The sequence below is a fragment of the Pantoea sp. Fr+CA_20 genome, from assembly GCF_024520835.1.
GTDB lineage: Bacteria > Pseudomonadota > Gammaproteobacteria > Enterobacterales > Enterobacteriaceae > Pantoea > Pantoea allii.
Map to the genome: position 1 here is coordinate 1 of NZ_JALNPN010000005.1, position 21,386 is coordinate 21,386.

The 21,386-nt window shown below is 53.7% G+C and carries 19 protein-coding genes and 3 tRNA genes; 10 read left to right on the forward strand and 12 right to left on the reverse strand.

What is annotated here, in order from left to right:
* Position 1: 1 nt before the first annotated feature.
* Positions 2-77 (reverse strand) — tRNA-Val (locus NR177_RS08355).
* 270 nt (positions 78-347) lie between these two features.
* Between NR177_RS08355 and gltX the strand changes: the two genes are divergently transcribed.
* Entirely contained in the window at positions 348-1,763 is a 1,416-nt protein-coding gene (gene gltX, locus NR177_RS08360) for a glutamate--tRNA ligase (RefSeq protein WP_256852653.1), read from the forward strand.
* A 34-nt stretch (positions 1,764-1,797) separates the two neighbouring features.
* Here the strand turns inward: gltX and NR177_RS08365 are convergent, their stop codons facing one another.
* Together NR177_RS08365 and NR177_RS08370 are read right to left on the reverse strand one after the other, a co-directional pair.
* The gene (locus NR177_RS08365; RefSeq protein WP_063880457.1) at positions 1,798-2,151 is read right to left on the reverse strand and encodes a YfeC-like transcriptional regulator; all 354 of its coding nucleotides are present in this window, start codon (positions 2,149-2,151) and stop codon (positions 1,798-1,800) included.
* Positions 2,152-2,262: 111 nt separating this feature from the next.
* The gene (locus NR177_RS08370) at positions 2,263-3,051 is read right to left on the reverse strand and encodes a formate/nitrite transporter family protein (RefSeq protein ID WP_063880456.1); all 789 of its coding nucleotides are present in this window, start codon (positions 3,049-3,051) and stop codon (positions 2,263-2,265) included.
* A 362-nt stretch (positions 3,052-3,413) separates the two neighbouring features.
* Between NR177_RS08370 and NR177_RS08375 the strand changes: the two genes are divergently transcribed.
* Positions 3,414-3,489 (forward strand) — tRNA-Ala (locus tag NR177_RS08375).
* Positions 3,490-3,535: 46 nt separating this feature from the next.
* A tRNA-Ala gene (locus tag NR177_RS08380) sits at positions 3,536-3,611 on the forward strand.
* Positions 3,612-3,760: 149 nt separating this feature from the next.
* On the opposite strand, the gene NR177_RS08385 is transcribed toward NR177_RS08380, so the two are convergent.
* A complete protein-coding gene (locus tag NR177_RS08385; protein ID WP_256852654.1) occupies positions 3,761-4,525 on the reverse strand; it encodes a nucleotidyltransferase domain-containing protein in 765 nt (254 codons plus the stop codon).
* A 205-nt stretch (positions 4,526-4,730) separates the two neighbouring features.
* Entirely contained in the window at positions 4,731-5,921 is a 1,191-nt protein-coding gene (locus NR177_RS08390; RefSeq protein WP_063880451.1) for a NupC/NupG family nucleoside CNT transporter, read from the reverse strand.
* A 329-nt stretch (positions 5,922-6,250) separates the two neighbouring features.
* Here NR177_RS08390 and NR177_RS08395 point away from each other — a divergent pair, with 329 nt between their 5' ends.
* Both NR177_RS08395 and NR177_RS08400 read left to right on the forward strand, forming a co-directional pair.
* A complete protein-coding gene (locus tag NR177_RS08395; protein ID WP_256852788.1) occupies positions 6,251-7,525 on the forward strand; it encodes an Nramp family divalent metal transporter in 1,275 nt (424 codons plus the stop codon).
* Positions 7,526-7,643: 118 nt separating this feature from the next.
* Positions 7,644-8,327: an O-methyltransferase gene (locus NR177_RS08400; protein ID WP_256852789.1), complete on the forward strand. Its 684-nt coding sequence runs from the start codon at positions 7,644-7,646 to the stop codon at positions 8,325-8,327.
* Positions 8,328-8,381: 54 nt separating this feature from the next.
* Here NR177_RS08400 and NR177_RS08405 read toward each other — a convergent pair whose 3' ends face one another.
* Both NR177_RS08405 and mgrA read right to left on the reverse strand, forming a co-directional pair.
* Entirely contained in the window at positions 8,382-8,744 is a 363-nt protein-coding gene (locus NR177_RS08405) for a DUF2502 domain-containing protein (RefSeq protein ID WP_256852655.1), read from the reverse strand.
* Between the two features lie 153 nt (positions 8,745-8,897).
* Positions 8,898-9,887 carry an L-glyceraldehyde 3-phosphate reductase gene (mgrA, locus tag NR177_RS08410; RefSeq protein ID WP_096012881.1) on the reverse strand — a complete coding sequence of 330 codons (990 nt, stop codon included), beginning with the start codon at positions 9,885-9,887 and terminating at the stop codon, positions 8,898-8,900.
* A gap of 218 nt (positions 9,888-10,105) precedes the next feature.
* Here mgrA and NR177_RS08415 point away from each other — a divergent pair, with 218 nt between their 5' ends.
* Both NR177_RS08415 and glk read left to right on the forward strand, forming a co-directional pair.
* Positions 10,106-11,758, forward strand: coding sequence for a thiamine pyrophosphate-binding protein (locus NR177_RS08415; protein ID WP_256852656.1), 1,653 nt, complete (start codon positions 10,106-10,108; stop codon positions 11,756-11,758).
* 162 nt (positions 11,759-11,920) lie between these two features.
* Positions 11,921-12,886: a glucokinase gene (gene glk, locus NR177_RS08420; protein ID WP_063880445.1), complete on the forward strand. Its 966-nt coding sequence runs from the start codon at positions 11,921-11,923 to the stop codon at positions 12,884-12,886.
* Positions 12,887-12,940: 54 nt separating this feature from the next.
* Here the strand turns inward: glk and NR177_RS08425 are convergent, their stop codons facing one another.
* Positions 12,941-13,669, reverse strand: a complete 729-nt coding sequence (locus NR177_RS08425) for a LytTR family DNA-binding domain-containing protein (protein WP_063880444.1) — start codon at positions 13,667-13,669, stop codon at positions 12,941-12,943.
* Entirely contained in the window at positions 13,666-15,336 is a 1,671-nt protein-coding gene (locus NR177_RS08430) for a sensor histidine kinase (RefSeq protein WP_063881224.1), read from the reverse strand. Before NR177_RS08430 ends, NR177_RS08425 begins: the two co-directional genes overlap by 4 nt.
* 269 nt (positions 15,337-15,605) lie before the next feature.
* On the opposite strand from NR177_RS08430, the gene NR177_RS08435 reads away from it, so the two are divergent.
* Both NR177_RS08435 and alaC read left to right on the forward strand, forming a co-directional pair.
* Positions 15,606-16,130, forward strand: coding sequence for a GNAT family N-acetyltransferase (locus NR177_RS08435; RefSeq protein ID WP_256852657.1), 525 nt, complete (start codon positions 15,606-15,608; stop codon positions 16,128-16,130).
* A 117-nt stretch (positions 16,131-16,247) separates the two neighbouring features.
* Complete coding sequence (alaC, locus tag NR177_RS08440; protein ID WP_256852658.1) at positions 16,248-17,483, forward strand: alanine transaminase; 1,236 nt, start codon at positions 16,248-16,250, stop codon at positions 17,481-17,483.
* Between the two features lie 50 nt (positions 17,484-17,533).
* Here the strand turns inward: alaC and ypdK are convergent, their stop codons facing one another.
* From ypdK to NR177_RS08455, 3 genes are all read right to left on the reverse strand, one after another.
* Complete coding sequence (ypdK, locus tag NR177_RS08445; RefSeq protein WP_006120362.1) at positions 17,534-17,605, reverse strand: membrane protein YpdK; 72 nt, start codon at positions 17,603-17,605, stop codon at positions 17,534-17,536.
* A 198-nt stretch (positions 17,606-17,803) separates the two neighbouring features.
* The gene (locus NR177_RS08450; RefSeq protein ID WP_256852659.1) at positions 17,804-18,832 is read right to left on the reverse strand and encodes an HlyD family secretion protein; all 1,029 of its coding nucleotides are present in this window, start codon (positions 18,830-18,832) and stop codon (positions 17,804-17,806) included.
* A gap of 6 nt (positions 18,833-18,838) precedes the next feature.
* Positions 18,839-20,440 carry an MFS transporter gene (locus tag NR177_RS08455; RefSeq protein WP_256852660.1) on the reverse strand — a complete coding sequence of 534 codons (1,602 nt, stop codon included), beginning with the start codon at positions 20,438-20,440 and terminating at the stop codon, positions 18,839-18,841.
* Positions 20,441-20,593: 153 nt separating this feature from the next.
* Between NR177_RS08455 and NR177_RS08460 the strand changes: the two genes are divergently transcribed.
* A complete protein-coding gene (locus tag NR177_RS08460) occupies positions 20,594-21,379 on the forward strand; it encodes an IclR family transcriptional regulator (RefSeq protein ID WP_096012887.1) in 786 nt (261 codons plus the stop codon).
* The last annotated feature ends 7 nt before the right edge of the window (positions 21,380-21,386 follow it).

Consider the following 21,386-nt stretch of genomic DNA (forward strand, 5'->3'; position numbering starts at 1 on the left):
GTGGTGGGTGATGACGGGTTCGAACCGCCGACCCCCTCCTTGTAAGGGAGATGCTCTACCAACTGAGCTAATCACCCCCGCTGTGTGGAGTCGCATTATAGGGATAGTTGATTTTGAGTCAACGCTTTTTAAAACATAATTGTGCGTTCGGTTTAATTTTAAACATCCCGTAGCGATTTTATCCAATGTGCTGGTTTTCTTAGCAGAAATATAGGGTTTGCTGGCGCTCAGCTGCCTTGCATGCATTGAGGATTCATCATCAGATGCTAGAATATGCGCACTCTTTTCGCGTCTAACCTGTTTTTTGTCATCCAGACAACGAACCTGCGCATTTAAGGCAATACTGAATGAAAATCAAAACTCGCTTCGCGCCAAGCCCCACCGGCTTCTTACATGTAGGTGGCGCGCGTACCGCCCTCTACTCATGGCTCTTTGCCCGTCATCATCAGGGCGAGTTTGTGCTGCGCATTGAAGATACCGATCTTGAGCGTTCAACACCGGAAGCCATTGAAGCCATTATGGATGGGATGAACTGGCTGAGCCTGGATTGGGATGAAGGTCCTTATTACCAGACTAAACGTTTCGATCGCTATAACGCCGTTATTGATGAAATGCAGGAAGCGGGTACGGCTTATAAATGTTACTGCTCCAGAGAGCGTCTGGAAGCGCTGCGTGAAACGCAAATGGCTAACGGTGAAAAACCGCGTTACGACGGCCGTTGCCGCGACAGCCATGAACATCATGCCGATGATGAACCGCATGTGGTGCGCTTCCGTAATCCACAAGAGGGATCGGTTATTTTTGATGACCAGATTCGTGGCCCGATTGAGTTCAGCAATCAGGAGCTTGACGATCTGATAATCCGTCGCACCGATGGCTCACCGACGTATAACTTCTGCGTCGTGGTCGACGACTGGGATATGGGCATTACCCATGTTGTGCGTGGTGAAGATCACATCAACAACACCCCGCGCCAGATCAATATTCTCAAGGCTATCGGTGCACAGGTACCGGTTTATGCCCACGTTTCTATGATCCTGGGCGACGACGGTAAAAAACTGTCTAAGCGACATGGTGCGGTAGGCGTCATGCAATACCGTGATGACGGCTATCTGCCAGAAGCCTTGCTTAACTATTTAGTACGTCTGGGCTGGTCTCATGGCGATCAGGAAATCTTCTCTGTCAAAGAAATGACAGAGCTGTTTAGCCTGGACGCGGTCAGTAAGTCCGCCAGCGCCTTTAATACCGAAAAGCTGCAGTGGTTAAATCATCACTACATCAACGCGCTGCCGCCAGAATATGTGGCAACACATCTGCAATGGCACATCGAACAGCAGAATATTGATACCCGCACTGGCCCGGAGCTGGCGAAGCTGGTGACCTTGCTCGGTGAGCGCTGTAAGACGCTGAAAGAGATGGCGGCGTCATGCCACTATTTTTATCAGGACTTTTCAGAATTCGATGCCGATGCCGCGAAAAAGCATCTGCGTCCGGTTGCACGTCAACCACTGGAAGTGGTTCGCGATAAGCTGGCTGCATTGACTGACTGGAATGCCGAAACCGTGCATCAGGCGATTCAGCAGAGCGCGGATGAGCTGGGCGTAGGCATGGGTAAAGTGGGAATGCCACTGCGCGTTGCCGTGACCGGCGCAGGTCAGTCCCCAGGACTGGATGTCACGGTGGAAGCGATTGGTCGCACCCGCAGTGTCGCGCGTATTGAAAAAGCGCTGGCCTTTATTGCCGAGCGCGAAGCACAGAACTAATAAAAAAAACCGGAAGCATTACGCTTCCGGTTTCTTACTCTTCACTAATCCCCAGACGGCCGAGTACACCTTTAATCCCTTCCCGCAGAATCAACGCCGTAAGCTGATCTTGTTCATTCTGACTCATTTGCTGGACAGAGCTTATCAATAACGCAGGTAAAGAATTCGCTGGAGGCGTGTAATTTGCCGTGGGTTCATTAAGATTGCGCGTCGACTGAATGAAACTTTTCACGCGTTCATCAATATGAATCAGTCTTGCTTTTCCGCCCTGAACACCCGGCTTTGGCGTGGTCGTCCAGTTCTCGCGTTTGATCCATTTGTTCACCGTCTGCCGACTGTAGCCCGTTTCGATTGCCAGTTCTTCCGGAGTTAGCCATTCCTTTTTCACGATGCTGTCCCTGTTAAATACATTAGCCATACATATTACAGCAAATCGTAACGCGTGAAAGTAACTGGAAACGAAATTGCCTTTTGTCTCTCAACAAAAGGCAAAGAAAGTTTATTGCGCGGTGCGTGGCTGCTCGGCAGCGGGGCGGAAAGCGAGGAAGTAAGCCAGACCAACGAAGACGGCACCGCCAACGGCGTTACCTAAGAATACCGCCACGAAGTTGGGGAAATATTCAGCCCAGCTCATCTGTCCGGCGAAAATCGCAGCAGGGATGATGAACATATTCGCGACAACGTGCTGGAAGCCGATGGCGACGAACGCCATAACCGGGAACCACATAGCGAAAATTTTGCCTACCACATCTTTACTGGCGAATGCCAGCCACACGGCAAGACATACCAGCCAGTTACAGCCGATGCCAGAGATAAAGGCGTGCAGAAAATCGGCATGCACTTTTGCGTTAGCAATAGCCAATGTCTTTTTCAGGTAGTCGCCTTCGGTCATGGCCAGCATATGCCCAAAGAACCAGGCGATAGCGATGCTGCCAAGGAAGTTCGCAATGGTTACCCAGAACCAGTTACGTAATACGCTGTAGCCACTTACGCGGCGTGCAAACCAGGCAACAGGCAACGTCATCATATTGCCGGTTAACAGCTCGCCACCGGCCAGAATGGTCAGGATTAAACCGACCGGGAACACCGCAGCACCTAAAAAGCCGCCAAATGAACCCCAGTCCGCTGGGAGTGAGTTGATAACGTGGACATCCAACAAGAAGCCTGTAGCGATGAAGGCACCTGCCATGAAGCCAAGAATAATTAAGGAACTAATGGAGGCATGGCTTTTTGCCACGCCAGCCTGAATCGCCAGTTGGGCGATCTCTTTGGGTGTATGCAGCGACATATATTCTCTATTGATTTTAGTATTGGAGCGAAAACGCCTGGTTGAAGAACGGTGCGCTGGAGAAAACCATGCAGCCGTATTACATAGCGGGCTAAGTTTTACACGACATTACAGGGAAGACAAGATAATTCCTATAACATATTTAACCGCGTATTAACCTAGCAGCCGATAAAAAATTACTCATCAAACCCAGGCTCCTTTCATGATGTTAACAAGGGCAAGAGAGAAACAAACGCCCGTCATCACGCTGAGTTTGCCGTCTTTTTCAGCGATCAAACACAGAATGTGATTTTGCCGTTGACACTCCATGGGGGGTTTCATATTATGCCGTCCGTCGCTTAACACGACGGTTTTTTCGGTACGGGGCTATAGCTCAGCTGGGAGAGCGCTTGCATGGCATGCAAGAGGTCAGCGGTTCGATCCCGCTTAGCTCCACCAAACTTCTTCCCAAAAGTTTGGCACTGAAAAAACGATTTCCAGATGTGGGGGTATAGCTCAGCTGGGAGAGCGCTTGCATGGCATGCAAGAGGTCAGCGGTTCGATCCCGCTTATCTCCACCAAATCTCTGGCTTTTCAGCCATTATCATTTTGTTCCTAGCGCTTGCTTATAAGCGCATCTGTTATACATATCCCGCTTATCGCCTCCTGACATCTTTCAACTGCACTGCGTTGCGTTCTCACTCCACTTACGCCTGGATTCCGCCCCCGTTCAACCTAATCGCTGCAACAGCCATCGACTGAAATCATTAAGGCGTGAAGTAAATTCCGCAACAGTTGCCTGTGGCGTCTTGCTCTCTGCTAAAAAGAAGGCGATCGCGTCTTCACGTTCCGGATGACGCGCAACGAATCGCACAACATGATCCTCCAGGCTGCGTGGCCAGTCGATATCGTTATCTGTGCGTAACATATTGGTTGAGCGAATCAGTTTTCTGGCCACCGCACGCTGGTATTGCTGCTGCTCACGAGCCTGGCTGGTGCGGGATAATAACGTGGCATAGCCACTCAATACCGCTGCGACATCACCGTTTATTGCCCGTGCCAACGCGCGGGACGGGCGGAAACGTTCAAAGTACACAGAGAGATCCTGGCCATAGAGACAGCGGCAGTGGTGCTTTAACCAGTAGCCCCAGGAAAGGCGGTTTTCCGGCGCGAGTGCCTCATTGACCGTGCCGATATCAAAATCGACTTTACTCACCACAGGATGCTCTTCCGCCAGCGCCTGTTTTAACGCTGACAGTCTGGCTTGCTGCTCTTGCCGGAGTGGATGGCTGAAGAGTAAACACAGATCTAAATCCGATCTGCACTTGACGGCGTTTCCGCACGCCACGCTACCGTAAAGATAAATGCTGTGCAGGCCATCCCGATAGTCAGCGCTCAGACGGGCCACAGCTGCGTTGACGACAGCCTGAAACGCCGGCTGAACGTCAGCTGTCGGCAGCGTGGGAATATAGCCGTCGGGGTCCAGACTCATCATGGCTCCTGTCAAACAAACATAACCGGTTGAAAGAGGGGATTCGCTCTGGATTATAATCGGGGCGCGCTCCCACTAGTCGGGCAGTATTGATGAGGGTGGTAAGCGTGATCAAGCATTGTGTCTGAACACAAGCCAGCAAGCAGGCGGGATAAAGATAAAAAAGGCGAGTCATTTGACTCGCCTTAATGTTTTGCAGAGCGCTAACTCAGAATGCCAGTACCAGGCCTGCAATCGCCGCAGACAGCACGCTGACCAGGGTTGAGCCGTACAGCAGTTTCAAACCAAAGCGTGAAACCACGTTACCTTGCTCTTCGTTCAGGCCCTTAATCGCACCGGCAACGATACCGATAGACGAGAAGTTAGCGAACGAGACCAGGAACACCGACAGGATGCCTTCTGCATTGGGTGACAGCTGACCGGCAACTTTCTGCAGATCCATCATAGCCACAAACTCATTGGAAACCAGTTTCGTTGCCATGATGCTGCCAACCTGCAGCGCTTCGCCAGACGGCACGCCCATTACCCAGGCAAACGGATAGAAGACATAACCCAGCACGCCCTGGAAGGTGACACCGAAAATGAAGTCAAACAGCGCGTTCAGGCCGGAAATCAGTGCGATAAAACCAATCAGCATGGCCGCAACGATAATGGCGACGCGGAAACCAGCAAGAATGTATTCGCCCAGCATCTCAAAGAAGCTCTGACCCTGATGCAGGTCCTGCAACTGCAGATCTTCTTCGCTGTCTACGCGGTAAGGGTTAATGAGCGACAGCACAATAAAGGTACTGAACATATTCAGCACCAGCGCCGCGACCACATACTTAGGCTGCAGCATGGTCATGTAAGCACCCACGATAGACATAGAAACCGTCGACATCGCGGTTGCCGCCATGGTGTACATACGACGTTGTGACATCTTGCCCAGGATATCTTTGTACGCGATAAAGTTCTCAGACTGTCCCAAAATCAGAGAGCTTACGGCGTTAAACGATTCCAGTTTGCCCATTCCGTTAATCTTGGACAACACAGTACCGATACCGCGAATCACCCATGGCAGGATGCGGAAGTGCTGGAGAATACCGATCAGCGCCGAGATGAACACAATGGGGCACAGCACGTTCAGGAAGAAGAAGGCGAGGCCTTTATCATTCATGTTGCCGAAGACGAAATTAGTGCCCTGAGCCGCATATTTCAGAAGATGATCGAAGAAACCGGCAAATCCTTTGACGAAGCCCAGACCGGCTTCCGAGTTCAGGAAGAACCATGCCAGAATGATTTCGATGACCAGAAGCTGTACGATGTAGCGAATTCGAATACTTTTTCTGTCGTGGCTGACCAGCAAGGCCAGCACACCGACAACCACTAGTGCTAAAAGAAACTGCAAAATATGGGACATGATTGCTCCAAATTTGAGGAGGATTGTATTTTGCTGCGTATTCTATGTAACGGCTTACCGAAAAACGAGATCTCTACCACAATATAAGTATTCAATATCGCCAAATTTCTCAGAAAACTCTCACCGATCACGCCCTGTAACCAAATTGTTCACATCATATTCACTTAAATCTATTGTCTGTAATTTACACAACACGTAGAGTGACGGAATTGCGCCTTAAGTTGTAGGGTTTTTACATACCCAGGGTATAGCAAAGGCTATACTTCATAGCACTATCTATTACAGCGATTACCAAAACCAAATTTCACTTGCGCCTGCGTCGCCTTAAGCTGCACAGGTATAACAAAGACAGGGTAGCCACTATGTTTGAAAGCCGTGCCGCCGAGCGCGCCGCTCGCGGAGCCAGAAAAGTCAAACTCGCCCTGTTGGGGCCTGCTTTTATCGCCGCTATCGGCTATATCGATCCGGGTAACTTTGCGACCAATATTCAGGCCGGTGCCGCTTACGGTTATCAACTGCTGTGGGTGGTGGTATGGGCCAACATCATGGCCATGCTTATTCAGTTAATGTCAGCAAAGCTGGGCATCGCAACGGGTAAAAACCTGGCTGAACATATCCGCGATCGTTTTCCCCGTCCGGCGGTATGGTTCTATTGGGTGCAGGCAGAAATCATTGCCATGGCGACCGATCTGGCAGAGTTCATCGGTGCAGCCCTGGGATTCAAACTGCTATTGGGGATATCTCTGATGCAGGGCGCCGTGCTGACCGGCGTGGCCACCGTGCTAATTTTGATGCTGCAAAATCGTGGGCAAAAACCGCTGGAGCTGGTGATTGGCGGGCTACTGCTGTTTGTGGCGGCGGCTTACATTGTGGAGCTGTTTTTCTCACAGCCAAAAGTGAGTGAACTGGTTAAAGGCATGGCGCTGCCGTCACTGCCCAATACCGACGCGGTCTTTCTTGCCGCCGGCGTACTGGGAGCCACCATTATGCCGCACGTGATTTATCTGCATTCCGCCTTAACCCAGGGGAAAAGCGATGACAGTCAGGCTCAGCGCTATTCCTCGACCAAACTGGATGTCGCCATTGCCATGACCATTGCGGGGTTTGTCAACCTGGCGATGATGGCCACGGCCGCTGCCGCCTTCCATTTTAGCGGCCATAGTGGGATTGCCGAACTCGATCAGGCTTACACCACGCTACAGCCTCTGCTGGGGCACGCTGCCGCAACGGTATTTGGCCTAAGCCTGGTCGCGGCGGGGCTGTCTTCAACCGTGGTCGGCACCCTGGCCGGTCAGGTGGTTATGCAAGGGTTTATTAAATTCTATATTCCACTGTGGGTGCGACGTGCAGTGACCATGGTGCCCTCGTTTCTCGTAATCTGGGCGGGCTGGGACCCGACGCGCGTGTTAGTCATGAGTCAGGTGCTGCTCAGCTTCGGTATCGCACTGGCACTCATTCCGCTGCTGGCGTTTACCGGCAACCGTGAGCTGATGGGCGATGCGTTGGTCAATTCACGGCTGATGCAAAATACGGGGCGCGTCATCGTGGTGCTGGTGGTGAGTCTTAACGCTTATCTGTTAATCGGTCAGGCAATGGGAATGTAACGCGCCTGCCTGATAAACGGTCAGGCAGGCGTCTGTTTTCGGTGTGAATGATATTGTCTTGGGGTTTATCCGCATTGGTTTATATTTTCTTCTGTCTCAATGACTCAGGAGCAGAATGATGCGGAAGCCGGATTATCCTTCAGAAGACCACGCAAAATGGGCCGCGGTCGACGACTATTTTTCTCAGTTACTCCTCCCTACCAATCGCCTTGCTCAAGCCGCGCTGGTTGCCAACAGTCAGGCGGGGCTGCCTGCCCACGACGTTTCTGCCCTGCAAGGCAACATGCTTGCACTGTTTATCAAAATGCTAAACGCAGCACGCGTACTGGAAATCGGCACGCTTGGGGGTTACAGCACCATCCTGATGGCGCAGGCGCTGGGCGAAGAAGGGAAAATCACCACCCTTGAAGCCGACGCCCATCATGCGCAGGTTGCCAGTGATAACATCCGCAATGCCGGGTTGTCTGGACGCGTCGATCTGCGCATCGGTGCGGCGCTGGATGTACTGCCTCACCTGCAGGGACCCTTTGATCTCATCTTTATCGACGCGGATAAGAAAAATAATCCCGCTTACCTGAATTGGGCATTAGCCCTGGCTCGTCCTGGCAGCGTGATTATCGCCGACAACGTTGTGCGCGGCGGGGCGGTAACCGATGCCGATTCCGCAGACATCAACGTGCAGGGGGTACGTGCGTTTTTCGAGCTGCTTTCCAGCGATGCCCGTCTGGAGGCCACAGCCATTCAAACCGTAGGTGAAAAGGGCTGGGATGGGTTTGTTATGGCAAGAGTGAAACACCTCTAACTCTAGCGCTATCGCCTCAGGTGATCTGCCGATGCGCGGGCCGACCGACGCGCTTTAGCGATAGCGTTCCGGATAACGGTGGTACGCGCGGCGTTCGTGGTGCCAGTGGCGTCGTTCATGCTCCCAACGACGTTGTCGGTCGCGCGCGTGCCACTGGCGTTCGCGTTCCCACTGCTGATGACGTCGCCACGCTTCGTGTCGCCACCAGCGACGCTCTTTATACGCATAGCGATCGTTAAACCAGCGCGGCTCGCGCCAGCGGTTGCCGTCCCAGTAGTAGCCGCGGCGGTCGCGATCGCCCAGATGAAGCGATACGCCCGGCGCAAGATTAATTGATGACCCTGAGGCCTGAGCGGTGTGCATTGCCAGCGGCGTTAACATGGCTACAAAGGCAGCCAGTAAAATTCCACGTATCATGATTTTCTCCTGACGGCAGCGTGTCTCCGCTGCTGGTTCGCTATTCTGTCGATATTGCGTCTGAGAAACCTGTGGAAACCGTCTGAAAAACCGCAAAAAATCAGGGTTTAAGAGTATTCTGGGACGGCCGCCCGGCGAAGCAGGCGGCGCATGTTACTGCAGGGCAGACTCAATGGCGGCAAGCTCGTCATCCGTGAGAGGAGCCTGATTCAGCATCTGTACTGCATCATCGATTTGTGCCGTTTTACTGGCCCCAATCAATACTGATGTAATGCGTGGATCACGTAACACCCAGGTTAACGCCATTTGCGCCAGCTTCTGGCCGCGCTGTTGAGCAATGGCGTTTAGCTTGCGGACTTTTTCCATTTTTTCATCAGTAAGCTGATTTTCGTTGAGGAACTTGCTGCCGCTGGCAACGCGTGAATCCTGCGGAATACCCTGTAGATAGCGATCGGTCAGGACTCCGCCTGCCAGGGGTGAGAACGCGATACAACCTGCACCATGTTCATCCAGTGTCTGAAGTAATCCCTGCTCTGGCGTGCGTTCAAATAACGAATAGCGAGGCTGATGGATCAGGCAAGGCGTACCCAGATCGCGCAGAATCGCCATCGCTTCAGCCGCCCGTTGCGCGGGATAGTTTGAAATCGCGGCATACAGCGCCTTTCCCTGGCGTACGACATGATCCAGCGCGCGCATGGTTTCTTCCAGCGGCGTCTCCGGATCGGGACGGTGGTGATAAAAGATATCAACGTATTCCAGTCCCGTTCGTCGCAGACTCTGATCGAGGCTGGCCACCAGATATTTGCGCGAACCCCAGTCACCATACGGGCCTTCCCACATGGTGTAACCGGCTTTCGTCGAAATAAGCAATTCGTCGCGGTGTGCCTGAAAATCTTCACGCATGATACGACCAAAGTTCGTTTCAGCTGAGCCAGGAGGCGGGCCGTAGTTATTCGCCAGATCGAAATGCGTGATACCGCAGTCGAAAGCGTGGCGCAATAGCTGGCGACTGACATCCAACTGTGTGCTGTCACCAAAGTTATGCCACAGGCCCAGTGAAATCGCAGGAAGTTTCAGGCCACTACGGCCACTGCGACGCCACTGCATATGCTGATATCGGTCCGGATGAGGGAAAGCTGTCATATAAGGGTCCTGAGTGAAAACGAATAAATGTGCCAAAACCGGAGGAGTGTATACGCTTACACTCAGTATTAATCCGCGTGAAGTCGCATATTTACGGAATAATACACGGTCGTAACGCGGGCTTGCCATGCAATAGATTGGCTAAATCTGCAGCCGTTCTCGCCAAATTTACGCCATGTCAGATACTTATCAGAACAATCCCCTAAAAGGAACGCGCTATGTCCGATTTTACGGTTGGTGACTATCTGTTGGCTCGCTTGCAGGAGTGCAGTGTCAGGCATTTATTTGGTGTGCCGGGCGACTACAATCTGCAGTTTCTCGACCGTGTTATTGCCCATCCGGACATTAGCTGGGTGGGATGCGCTAACGAACTGAATGCGGCCTATGCAGCCGATGGCTATGCGCGTTGCTCCGGCGTAGCGGCGTTGCTGACCACGTTTGGCGTGGGTGAACTCAGCGCGATTAACGGTCTGGCGGGCAGCTTTGCCGAGTATGTGCCCGTTATCCACATTGTGGGCGCGCCTTCGAGTCAGGCGATGCAGCAGGGGGATTGTGTGCATCACACGCTGGGAGACGGCGACTTTGGTCACTTCATCCGCATGGCGCAGGAGGTGAGCGCTGCCACGGCACAGCTTACGGCCGACAATGCCACGGCTGAAATTGACCGGGTCATCCTGGCCGCGCTTCAGCAGCACCGTCCTGGCTATTTAATGCTGCCGGTGGATGTGGCCCAGCGGCAAACCTCAGCGCCTGAGCAGCCGCTAATGCGCCCTACCGCTTCACCTCATGAGGTGCGCATCGCGTTTCAGCAGGCGGCAGAGCGGTTGCTGGCACCTGCGAAGCGTGTATCGCTGCTCGCCGATTTTCTGGCGCAGCGCTGGCAGCAGCAACCGGCACTGGCAGCCTTGCGGGCGGGACGCGCGTTTCCCTGTGCCACCTTGTTGATGGGCAAAGGTGTGCTGGATGAACAGCAACCGGGTTTTGTCGGCACCTATGCGGGAGAAGGCAGTGAAGGTGACGTGCGCCAGCAAATTGAAAACGCGGACGTGACGATTTGCGCTGGCGTACGCTTTACCGACACGATTACGGCCGGTTTTACCCAACAATTCAGCCCGGCCCGGCTTATTGATATCCAGCCGCACAGCGCCAGCGTGGGCGGGCAAACGTTCGCGCCCCTGACGATGGCGGATGCGCTAAGCGCGTTACTGCCTGTATTTGAACGTCATGGTGCAGCCTGGCAGGCCGCCTGTCCGCCGTCGCCCCCAGAGCCGGTTCCGGATGCAGCCATCATCAGCCAGTCTGCTTTTTGGCAGGTGATGCAGGCGTTCCTGCAGCCGGGTGATATTATTCTGGCCGATCAGGGGACAGCGGCTTTTGGTGCCGCGTCGCTGCGGTTGCCCGTCGGTGCGCAGCTTTTGGTACAGCCGCTCTGGGGCTCTATCGGCTATACTTTACCCGCCGCGTTCGGTGCGCAAACTGCCCAGCCTGCTCAGCGCGTTATCCTGATTATTGGCGACGGTTCGGCCCAGTTGACCATTCAGGAGTTAGGTTCCATGCTGCGGGATCAACAGCATCCCATTATTTTTCTCCTCAATAATGAAGGCTATACTGTAGAGCGGGCGATTCATGGTGCCGCTCAACGTTATAATGATATCGCGCAATGGAACTGGACAGCGCTGCCGCAGGCAATGAGTTTGCAATGCCAGGCGCAGAGCTGGCGCATCAGTGAAACCGTGCAGTTGCAGGCACTGATGACGCTACTTAAACAACAGCACAGGCTGTCGTTTATTGAAGTGGTGATGCAAAAAGATGACCTGCCGCCGTTACTGCGTAAAGTCTCAGCCTGCCTGAGCCAGCGCAACGGCGGTTGAGATTCGGAAAGTTGCCTCTGTGCACGCCAGACTAACGCGGTTAGGCTGTTGCACACACGAGTCAGACGCTCACCCATAGCTTCGGTGAGCGTTGTTGTTTTATCGGCAGGATTTTATAGTGTCCTCCAACTCTTTAAGACCCCCAAGCGGAGCACCAGAAGAATGACAACTTATGCCTTGGTCGGCGATGTCGGCGGCACCAACGCCCGCCTCGCTTTGTGTGAGGTGGAAAGCGGCAGCATCTCCCAGGCCAAAACATTCGCAACATCAGACTACGACAGCCTCGAAGCCGTCATCCGCCACTATCTTGATGAACAAAAGCAGGATATCAAAGACGGTTGTATCGCCATTGCCTGCCCGATTACCGATGACTGGGTTGAAATGACCAACCATGACTGGGCTTTTTCCACCAAAAAGCTCAAAGAGAACATCGGTTTTGAACACCTGGAAATTATTAACGACTTCACCGCGGTGTCCATGGCCATTCCCATGCTGGGCGCAGAACATGTAATCCAGTTTGGTGGCAAAGAGCCGGTTAAAGACAAGCCAGTGGCCATTTACGGCGCGGGAACTGGACTGGGCGTCAGTCATCTGGTGCATGTTGATAAGCGCTGGGTCAGCCTGCCTGGTGAGGGCGGCCACGTTGACTTTGCGGCCAACAGCGAAGAAGAAGATCAAATCCTGGAAGTGTTGCGGGAAGAATTGGGCCATGTGTCAGCCGAGCGCGTGCTGTCAGGCGCGGGTCTGGTCAATCTCTATCGGGCAATTGTGAAAGTGGATCAACGCGTTCCCGAGAATCTGAAGCCGAAAGAGGTGAGTGAGCGTGCGCTTGCGGACAGCTGTACAGATTGTCGTCGTGCGCTGTCGCTGTTCTGCGTCATCATGGGGCGTTTTGGCGGTAATCTGGCGCTGAACCTCGGCACCTTTGGTGGCGTGTACATCGCAGGCGGCATTGTGCCGCGCTTCCTGGAATTCTTTAAATCCTCGGGTTTCCGTGCGGCATTTGAAGACAAAGGGCGTTTTCGCGATTACGTTGCCGATATTCCGGTCTATATGATCACCCACGATCAGCCAGGCTTGTTAGGTGCAGGTGCACACCTGCGTCAAACCCTGGGCCGTATTCTCTGATAACCGCCATTGCCCTTCCCCAACGGGAAGGGTTCTCTCCGTCCTGTGGTTTCCCTACAAACGCATGAGCAGCCTGAAGGTTTTTACCTTGCTACGGCTGACGGGCACCTGAAAGTCCTTGTCCCTTAATTTGAGCAGATAGGTATTATTGAACCAGGGTTCAATCTCTCTGATCTTATTCAGATTAACGCAGTACGAGCGGTGACAACGAAAGAATTGCTGCTCGGGCAGGCGTGAGCAAAATTCGCTGATATTCATCGACATGACATAGTCTTCACGGCGGGTATACACGAAGGTTAACTTCTCATGAGCCTCGACGTAGTAAATATCATTCACGTCGGTCACGATGATGCGATCGTCTTTGGTCAGGTTAACCGTAAGGGGGTTTTGCGCGCTGGGTGCCTGGGTAATTGTGTGCTGCTGTTGCCAGCTGGCTTCCAGCTTGTTGAGCATCGTGATAATACGTGACTCATGATAGGGCTTCAGGATGTAGTCAAACGCCTCCAGCTCAAAGGCCTCTACCGCATGTTCTTTCCAGGCGGTAATAAAAACAATCAGAGGTTTATGCACAAACTGATGAATATTCTGCGCCAGTAACATGCCATCCAGCGACGGAATATTAATATCGAGAAATATCACATCCACCCGGTGCTGTTGCAGGTATTTCAGGACGTCGAGTCCGTCATCAAAGCAGGCTTCAATCTCAATGTTGCTGTGCTGCTGAATCATCCAGCTCAGCTCTTGCTGGGCAAGGAACTCATCCTCTACGATGATGGCTTTCATGCAAGATTTCCCACCAGTGGCTGTCCGGTTTTGCTCAGGGTAAAGGCGATTTCTGTCCCGGGTTGATGACGCACGATATGCAGTCCCTGGCCCGACAGCAATTTAACCCGGTGATGCACGTTTAACAGGCCGATTTTATTGCCCGGCATTTCGTTGCGTGCAACTCTGTCAATGACCTCATCGCTGATGCCTTGCCCGGTGTCCCGCACCGCAATGCGCACCCGGTCGCCCAAATCGCGCACGCTCAATGTCACCACACCTTTGCCTTTGCAGGGCTGAATGCCGTGCACAATGGCGTTTTCGACTAAGGGCTGAATAAGCAGGCTGGGCAGAGAAAAATGCAAGTCCTCATCCACGTCGTAAATCATCGTGAGCTTATCGCCAAAGCGGGCCTGCTCAATGGCGATGTAATCCTTTACCTGCCACAGCTCTTTTTTGATATCGATAAGCTCATCGTCGTTCAGTTCGAGGTTGTAGCGCAGATAACGCGATAAATTGATGACTAACTGACGCGCTGTATCTGGATTGAGCCGGATAGAAGACGAAATCGCATTGAGCGCATTAAACAGGAAATGCGGATTTATTTTGCTCTGAAGCGCGCGGAGTTCCGCTTTATTGGCCATTTCACGCAGCTGCTCGGTGCGGGAGACTTCAAGCTGGGTCGAGATAATCTGCGACAGGCCAACGGCCATCTCTTTCAGCGAGCCGGTAATACGGTGCGCGCGACGATAGTAGATTTTTAAGGTGCCGGTGACGTTGCCTTTTTCCCGTAACGGAATCACTATCATGGAGTGAATGTCTTTTGTTCTGTGGGCTTCATCATTGTTTTTAATGATGATTTTACCGCTGTGGATGGCCTGAGCCGTGGTGGGGCTGATGCCGTCATCGCCGTGCTGATAGTTTTGCTCGCCGTAACCGACATAGGCCAAAATTTTCTGCTTATTGGTCATGGCGACGGCATCTGCTTTGATTTCTCGCCGGATAATGTCGCAAATGTTCCGAAGAGAATCGCTGTTTACCTGCCTGAACAGCGGCAGCGTCTGATTAGCAATATCCAGCGCCAGCTTGGCCTGACGTGCCGCGCTGGCCTCTTTTTCACCCTCAACGCTCTGCACCAGTAACACGATTAAGCCAATGCTTGATGCGCCGAGGATCATCGGCAGGGCGATTTCGGACACAATCGCCAGCCCCAGGGCGACAGGTTTCGCCCATAACAGAATGAGCAGCATCGTCAGGCTTTCACAGAACATCCCGCCCAGAATGCCTACCAGCCAGCGTCGCTCGCGCTGCACCCGACGATTGATCCCGCCCGCAACCACCCCGGCAATGATGCTGGTAATCAGGCAGGGCACGGACGTCACGCCGTGAATATCAATCAAAAAACGATGCAGGCCCGCAATCACGCCCGTCACGATCCCCACCCAGGGGCCAAAAAGAATACCGCCCGCCATCACGGCGATAACCCGCACGTTAAGCAATGAACCTTCGACGTTAACACCTGACCAGGTACTGAATAAGGCAAACAGGGAAAAAATGGCAATGACAGCGCTTTTTTCCAGCGAAGTATGCTCATCTTTTTGTAATAACTGACGAAAAGGCCGGGTTCGCGTCAGAAAAAACAGGCAAATCAGCATGAGCGCCGCGCGATCAAAGACGGCCAGGAGCATGTTAAAGTGTGAGGTCACAGGGGACTCTTCAGCTATGTTAAAGAACGCTATGATAAAAAATGTAATGATAATGCGCCAGCGCGCCCAGCGGTCAGCATGACTGTTCATGTTTTAGATCAATTTCTCTAAAACAGCGAAAAGGGGAAATGTTGACCACGATAAAGGGGAACGTTTATTCCCCTCTTTTGGATTCGGGGCGGGGTACTGAAGCCTGACAGGATGATCAGCGCAGTCGTTTTCCTTTGAGACCTGTCTGCCGGGAGCAGAGTATGCATCTGACCACTTCACGTTTGACGTTAACGACATTACGCCCGGAAGACTGGCAACTGTTCCGGGCGGTGCACGAAGATCGCGACACGATGAACTGGGTGAGTGAAATTCCTGACGAAGAGGATATCCGTGAACGGTTCAGCCAGCGTTTGGCACCCTGGCAGGTAGGCAGCTTTCACATGCTGTGCCTGGTTGCCAGGCGGCGCGACAGCGGAGAAGCCATTGGCTTATTTGGCTGTACACCTGAATGGCAGCCCGCTCGCCAGGCCGAAATCGGTTACATGCTGCTGCACCGCTACTGTGGCCAGGGCTTCGGCAGTGAAGCCCTGGGGGCGTTGTGTCAGTGTTTGTTCGACGCCGGTTTCCTCAAGCTCAAGGCGCTGGTGGTGGAGGGCAACTGGGCATCACGGCGGATTCTGGAAAAAAATGGCTTCACGCTACAGCGCACGCTGCAAAATAATTATCTGTTAAATGACCGCTGGGTGAATGACTGGCTGCTTGAACGGCTCAATCCACAAATATAAAAAATTTTCTGCTCCTCTCGACAAAGTTGTTATCTGCAAGTTATGTTCTTGTAGAGGTCACCGCAGTGACCAGCGTCGCTCGGACGGTCCGGGCGCTAACGTTTCCCAGAGGACACCATGGCTGATAACAGCACAACCCGTCGTTTTACACGTATTGAACGCCTGCCGCCTTACGTTTTTAACATCACCGCTGAACTGAAGATGGCTGCGCGTCGGCGTGGCGAAGATATCATCGACCTTTCAATGGGCAACCCCGACGGGGCAACGCCGCCTCATATCGTAGAAAAACTGTGCCAGGTGGCACAACGCGAAGACACGCACGGTTATTCGACCTCACGCGGTATTCCTCGCCTGCGTCGCGCGATTTCTCGTTGGTATGAAGAGCGTTATCAGGTTGATATCGATCCTGAATCTGAAGCTATCGTCACCATCGGGTCCAAAGAGGGGCTGGCTCACCTGATGCTGGCGACGCTTGACCATGGCGACACGGTGCTGGTGCCCAACCCCAGTTACCCTATTCATATCTACGGTGCCGTTATCGCGGGTGCACAGGTGCGATCTGTACCGCTGGTGGAAGGGATCGATTTCTTCAATGAGCTGGAACGCGCTATTCGCGAAAGCTATCCCAAGCCCAAAATGATGGTGCTCGGTTTTCCCTCCAATCCCACATCTCAGTGTGTCGAACTGGACTTTTTCGAGCGCGTAATTGCGCTGGCGAAGCAGTACAACGTCCTGGTGATTCACGATCTGGCCTACGCGGACATTGTTTATGATGGCTGGAAAGCGCCTTCCATCATGCAGGTGCCAGGGGCACGTGATGTCGCGGTAGAATTCTTCACGCTGTCAAAAAGCTACAACATGGCGGGCTGGCGCATTGGCTTTATGGTGGGTAACAAAGAGTTAGTCGCCGCGCTGGCGCGTATCAAGAGCTATCACGATTACGGCACATTTACGCCTTTACAGGTGGCTGCGATTGCGGCGCTGGAAGGCGATCAGCAGTGCGTGCGCGATATTGCTGAGCAATATAAACGGCGGCGTGATGTGCTGGTAAAAGGGCTGCACGAAGCGGGATGGATGGTCGATATCCCGAAAGCGTCGATGTACGTGTGGGCGAAAATTCCTGACCACTATGCCCACCTTGGTTCGCTGGATTTTGCGAAGCACATGCTGCAGGAGGCGAAAGTCTGCGTCTCGCCAGGCATTGGCTTTGGTGACTACGGTGACACGCATGTCCGCTTTGCGCTGATTGAAAACAGCGATCGTATACGTCAGGCAGTCAGAGGGATTAAAGCGATGTTTCGTGCGGACGGCATTTTGCCGGGCAGCGTGAAAAACATGGAAGAACAGATCTAGTCTGCCACTGGGGCGACCGTCTGTCGCCCCCTGCGGAATGCTTGCAGATACTACAGCATCAGCACAAAGGTGCCGACCCAAAGCAGTACGAAGAAAGAAATTCCCATCAAAGCATATTTCACAAGCGAACTCCTCTGAGCGGTTACGATGTTGGCGATCCCGATCCAGCGCAACGCGGACAGATGGGACAAGGTCGCCGTTCAGGTCAACGGTCAACGGTCTCCCGGACGAACTGAATAACTCAGAACAGGATCGGGGCTAATCTACGCGTAATCAGACCGAAAAGAAATAGTTTGGTTCTGAGAGTTTGTTCACATTTTTTACTGAACGTTAATTTCTGGAACCGCAGACATGCCGACGCGTAACTGGGCCAGATTCGGCTGTCCCTCATCCAGCACAATTTTCACCGGTAATCGCTGAACGACCTTAGTGTAGTTGCCGGTAGCGTTATCAGGAGAAATCGCTGAAAACGTCGCGCCCGTGGCGGGCGCAATGCTGTCGACATGACCGGTAAAGACCTGATCGGGCAAGGCGTCGACCTCAATGCGCACGGGTTGCCCCGGACGAACATCCTTCAACTGGGTTTCCAGATAATTTGCCGTGATATAGGTGTGCTGCAAGGGCACCACCGCCAGCAGACGCGTGCCTGCTGACACCCAGGCACCCAGGCGAACGGTACGCTGTCCCACCATGCCGGCCACCGGTGCCACAATGCGGGTATAAGACAGGTTCAGACGCGCCTGATCGACGCTGGCCTTCGCTGCGGCGACATCGGCTTCTGAGGATCTGACCGCCGCCTGCAACACGCCGACCTGCTTAACCGCCGAGGCCAGGGCCGCTTCACTCTGGCGCACCGTGGCGCTCGCGGATCGTTGTGCAGAACTGGCTTTTTGCTGTTCATCTGCGGCCACCGTGCCGCGCTGATAAAGACGGTTATAGCGTTCCGCACTCTGACCGGCATACTGCGCTGTGGCCTGGCTGGCCGCGACGCTGGCCTTCTGCTGCGCAATCACCGATTGCTGCTGCTCCAGCTGTGCCTGACTGCTCAACAGTTTGGCTTCACTGACCTGCAGGTCGGCCTTGGCACTCTCAAGCGCCACCTGATAATCACGATCGTCCAGTGTGGCTAACAGTTCGCCCGCCGCGACCTGCTGGTTATCCTTCACGTTGATACGGGCGATGTAGCCCGACACTTTCGGGGCGACAATGGTGTAATCGGCATTTACCCAGGCATCATTGGTGCGGTGATCGTTACGGGTCATCACCGCCCAGACCGCCAGCGCCATCGCCAGTAAAACCAGCAGCAGGAGGGAAAGCAGCAGGGTTCTTCTCATTGCTAAAGCACGCATATTCAGTTATCCCGACGTGGAGGTTGCAGGTTGGATCAAGGTTTGAGGAGGCCAGACCCGTTTGGGTACCAGAGCCGTCACCAGCAGCAGCAGTAGCGCAAAACCGATCAGCAGCATCCAGGTATCACTCAGGCCGAGTACCAGTGCCTGATGCTTGACCTGCATGGCAAAGCCGCGCATATTTTCGACAGAGCTGGCGCTGCCGTCCGGCAGGAGCGGATAGCTGGCGCTGGCCTGGCTGCTGTCTGGCGCCGTCATCAACCAGGGCCTGCTGGCTGCCTGATTAACCAGAATGTTGGAGTGAAACTGCTCACGGTGGCTGACGAACCACGACACCAGCGTGGAGGCGGCAATGCTGGAAAAACCCCGAACCGTATTAAACATCGCTGAGGCAAACGGGCCTTCCGGTGGGGCAACGACGCTGGTGGCACTCATCAATACCGGCAGAATGACCATCGGCTGACCCACGGCCTGTAAAGCCTGAATCAGCCAAAAGTTGTCCCGCGACCAGCCCGTCGTGATCTGCATACCCAGCAGGCATGAGGCGATAAGAAAGATCAGGCCCAGCGACAGCATCCAGCGACAGTCAATCCAGCGAATACTCAGCAGGGCGGCGATAAACGGCGCAATTACCAGCTGCGGCAAGCCGATAGTTAAAGCCAGCGGCGCAAACTGTCCAATGCGGAATCCGTCGACCTGAGCAAAATAGGTTGAAGGCAGGGCCGAGCCGGATAACGACACAATGAGCACGCCCGCCAACACCAGTAAACCGTGCATCAAATTACGCCGTCTCAGCATCTGCAACTTAAACAGCGGCAGCGGATGAAACCACTCGTTAATCAAAAACACTATCAGGAGCGATAACGCCGCGAAAAGCATTGCTGTGATAAGGGGGGAATCAAGCCAGTCCAGACGTTCGCCCTGGCTGAGAACCAGAATGATCAGCGCCATGCCGCTACAACCGGTGACCATACCAAACAGGTCGATCTGCTGAAAACGTTCAGTACGGAGCGGATCCTGAGGTAATCCCCAGGCCATCAGTAAGATGGCAATCAGCATACCGGGCACGACCTGCCAGAAGACGAACATCCAGTTGACTTCATCTGTCCAGAAGGCAGCCAGAGAAGCCGCCATATTGGGGCCAAAGGTGGCGGTCAGCGCGTAGGCACCCAGGCCGTAGAGCTTAATCGGCGGCGGCAAAAAGCGTAGCGCGACGGTCATCAGCATAGGCGGAAGCGCGCCGCCAAACAAACCCTGTACGACGCGCAACGCCATAAACAGAACAGGGTTGGTCATGAGCGGCAGCAGTATGCCGGACAGTAAAAACCCCGCGGACATGATCAGCGAAAAACGGCGTAGAGAAAACGTGACGGCAAACCAGGGCGCAATCATCATGGCGGCGACTTCGGCAGCCTGATAGACAGAGACAATCCAGCTTCCCTGGTCGTAGCCGATGCCAAGGGCGGCACGAATATCGGCCAGGGCGATATCACTGACCCGATCGTTAAGTCCTGAGGTGAGCGCAGCGATCCACACGCCAAGCAAGCCTAATGCCAGGCGCAGGGTAAAGGGATGCAGCGTCGGCGCATTGCCGGGCCGGGTCGTCATAGCAGGTGGTCTCGTTATTATTATGATTCGATGTATTGCAATGCGATACAGCGCGGCGATATTACATGGCAATATGCTGTATTGCAATGCGGTACATGCTGTAAAAGGTGCGCTTTTCGGGTTACAGTAAGCCAGCTCAAAAAGGACGACGCTATGACTCATCAATCATCCAGCCGCGAGGATGAAAAAACGGGCGGCATTCAGGTTATTGCACGTGCGGCAAAAATTCTTAATGCCTTAGGCGAACATCCCAGTGGCATGAGCCTGGGCGAGATCGCACAGGTGGTTGATCTGCCGCGTTCCACTGTTCAGCGTATCGTTGCGGCTCTGGATAGCGCAGAGCTGGTTCGTAGCAGCGGTGCGGGTGGACTGCGCCTTGGCCCGGCTTTGCTTAAGCTCCTCTCCAGCGTCAACACGGATGTGGTGGATTTAGTCAAACCGCTGATGGAAAAACTCTCTGCGGATACCAATGAAACCGTATCACTGGCCCGCGCCAGCGGTTCACAGCTTGCCGTTGTGCATTACGTGGTGGCATCACGAGAGTTGCGGGTTGTTCCGCGTATCGGGCTGGATCTGCCGCTTTACAGCACCTCAGGGGGCAGAGCGCTGCTGGCGCTGGAAAGTGACGCCGACGTGCAGGCACGGGTGGGCGACGCCTGGCGCGAACTGACCGATAAAACGGTTAAGACGCTGGCCGAGCTCTTACAGATGATTCATGAGGTGCGTAAAACCAGCATTTCCTACGATCGCGGTGAAACGCTTGAAGGTATCTCGACGATGGCCTTTGCGCTGGACACGCTCTTTGGCCGTTTTGCCGTGTCATTACTGGTCCCTACGGCACGTTTTAAGAAACACGAGGCTCGTTATCGTGAGGAAATGTTGCAATGCAAACAGGCGTTGATTCGCGAAATTGGCAAAATTGCCGCTGTTGAAGGATGACTGCTCA

Bases quoted from the DNA above. Each gene is read 5' to 3' on its own strand.
- glk (WP_063880445.1), top strand. From the start codon at position 11,921: ATGACAACTTATGCCTTGGTCGGCGATGTCGGCGGCACCAACGCCCGC.
- NR177_RS08430 (WP_063881224.1), bottom strand. From the start codon at position 15,336: ATGCTCCTGGCCGTCTTTGATCGCGCGGCGCTCATGCTGATTTGCCTG.
- NR177_RS08435 (WP_256852657.1), top strand. From the start codon at position 15,606: ATGCATCTGACCACTTCACGTTTGACGTTAACGACATTACGCCCGGAA.
- gltX (WP_256852653.1), top strand. From the start codon at position 348: ATGAAAATCAAAACTCGCTTCGCGCCAAGCCCCACCGGCTTCTTACAT.
- NR177_RS08370 (WP_063880456.1), bottom strand. From the start codon at position 3,051: ATGTCGCTGCATACACCCAAAGAGATCGCCCAACTGGCGATTCAGGCT.
- NR177_RS08405 (WP_256852655.1), bottom strand. From the start codon at position 8,744: ATGATACGTGGAATTTTACTGGCTGCCTTTGTAGCCATGTTAACGCCG.
- NR177_RS08455 (WP_256852660.1), bottom strand. From the start codon at position 20,440: ATGACGACCCGGCCCGGCAATGCGCCGACGCTGCATCCCTTTACCCTG.
- mgrA (WP_096012881.1), bottom strand. From the start codon at position 9,887: ATGACAGCTTTCCCTCATCCGGACCGATATCAGCATATGCAGTGGCGT.
- NR177_RS08390 (WP_063880451.1), bottom strand. From the start codon at position 5,921: ATGTCCCATATTTTGCAGTTTCTTTTAGCACTAGTGGTTGTCGGTGTG.
- NR177_RS08450 (WP_256852659.1), bottom strand. From the start codon at position 18,832: ATGCGTGCTTTAGCAATGAGAAGAACCCTGCTGCTTTCCCTCCTGCTG.
- alaC (WP_256852658.1), top strand. From the start codon at position 16,248: ATGGCTGATAACAGCACAACCCGTCGTTTTACACGTATTGAACGCCTG.
- NR177_RS08415 (WP_256852656.1), top strand. From the start codon at position 10,106: ATGTCCGATTTTACGGTTGGTGACTATCTGTTGGCTCGCTTGCAGGAG.
- NR177_RS08385 (WP_256852654.1), bottom strand. From the start codon at position 4,525: ATGATGAGTCTGGACCCCGACGGCTATATTCCCACGCTGCCGACAGCT.
- NR177_RS08400 (WP_256852789.1), top strand. From the start codon at position 7,644: ATGCGGAAGCCGGATTATCCTTCAGAAGACCACGCAAAATGGGCCGCG.
- NR177_RS08425 (WP_063880444.1), bottom strand. From the start codon at position 13,669: ATGAAAGCCATCATCGTAGAGGATGAGTTCCTTGCCCAGCAAGAGCTG.
- NR177_RS08460 (WP_096012887.1), top strand. From the start codon at position 20,594: ATGACTCATCAATCATCCAGCCGCGAGGATGAAAAAACGGGCGGCATT.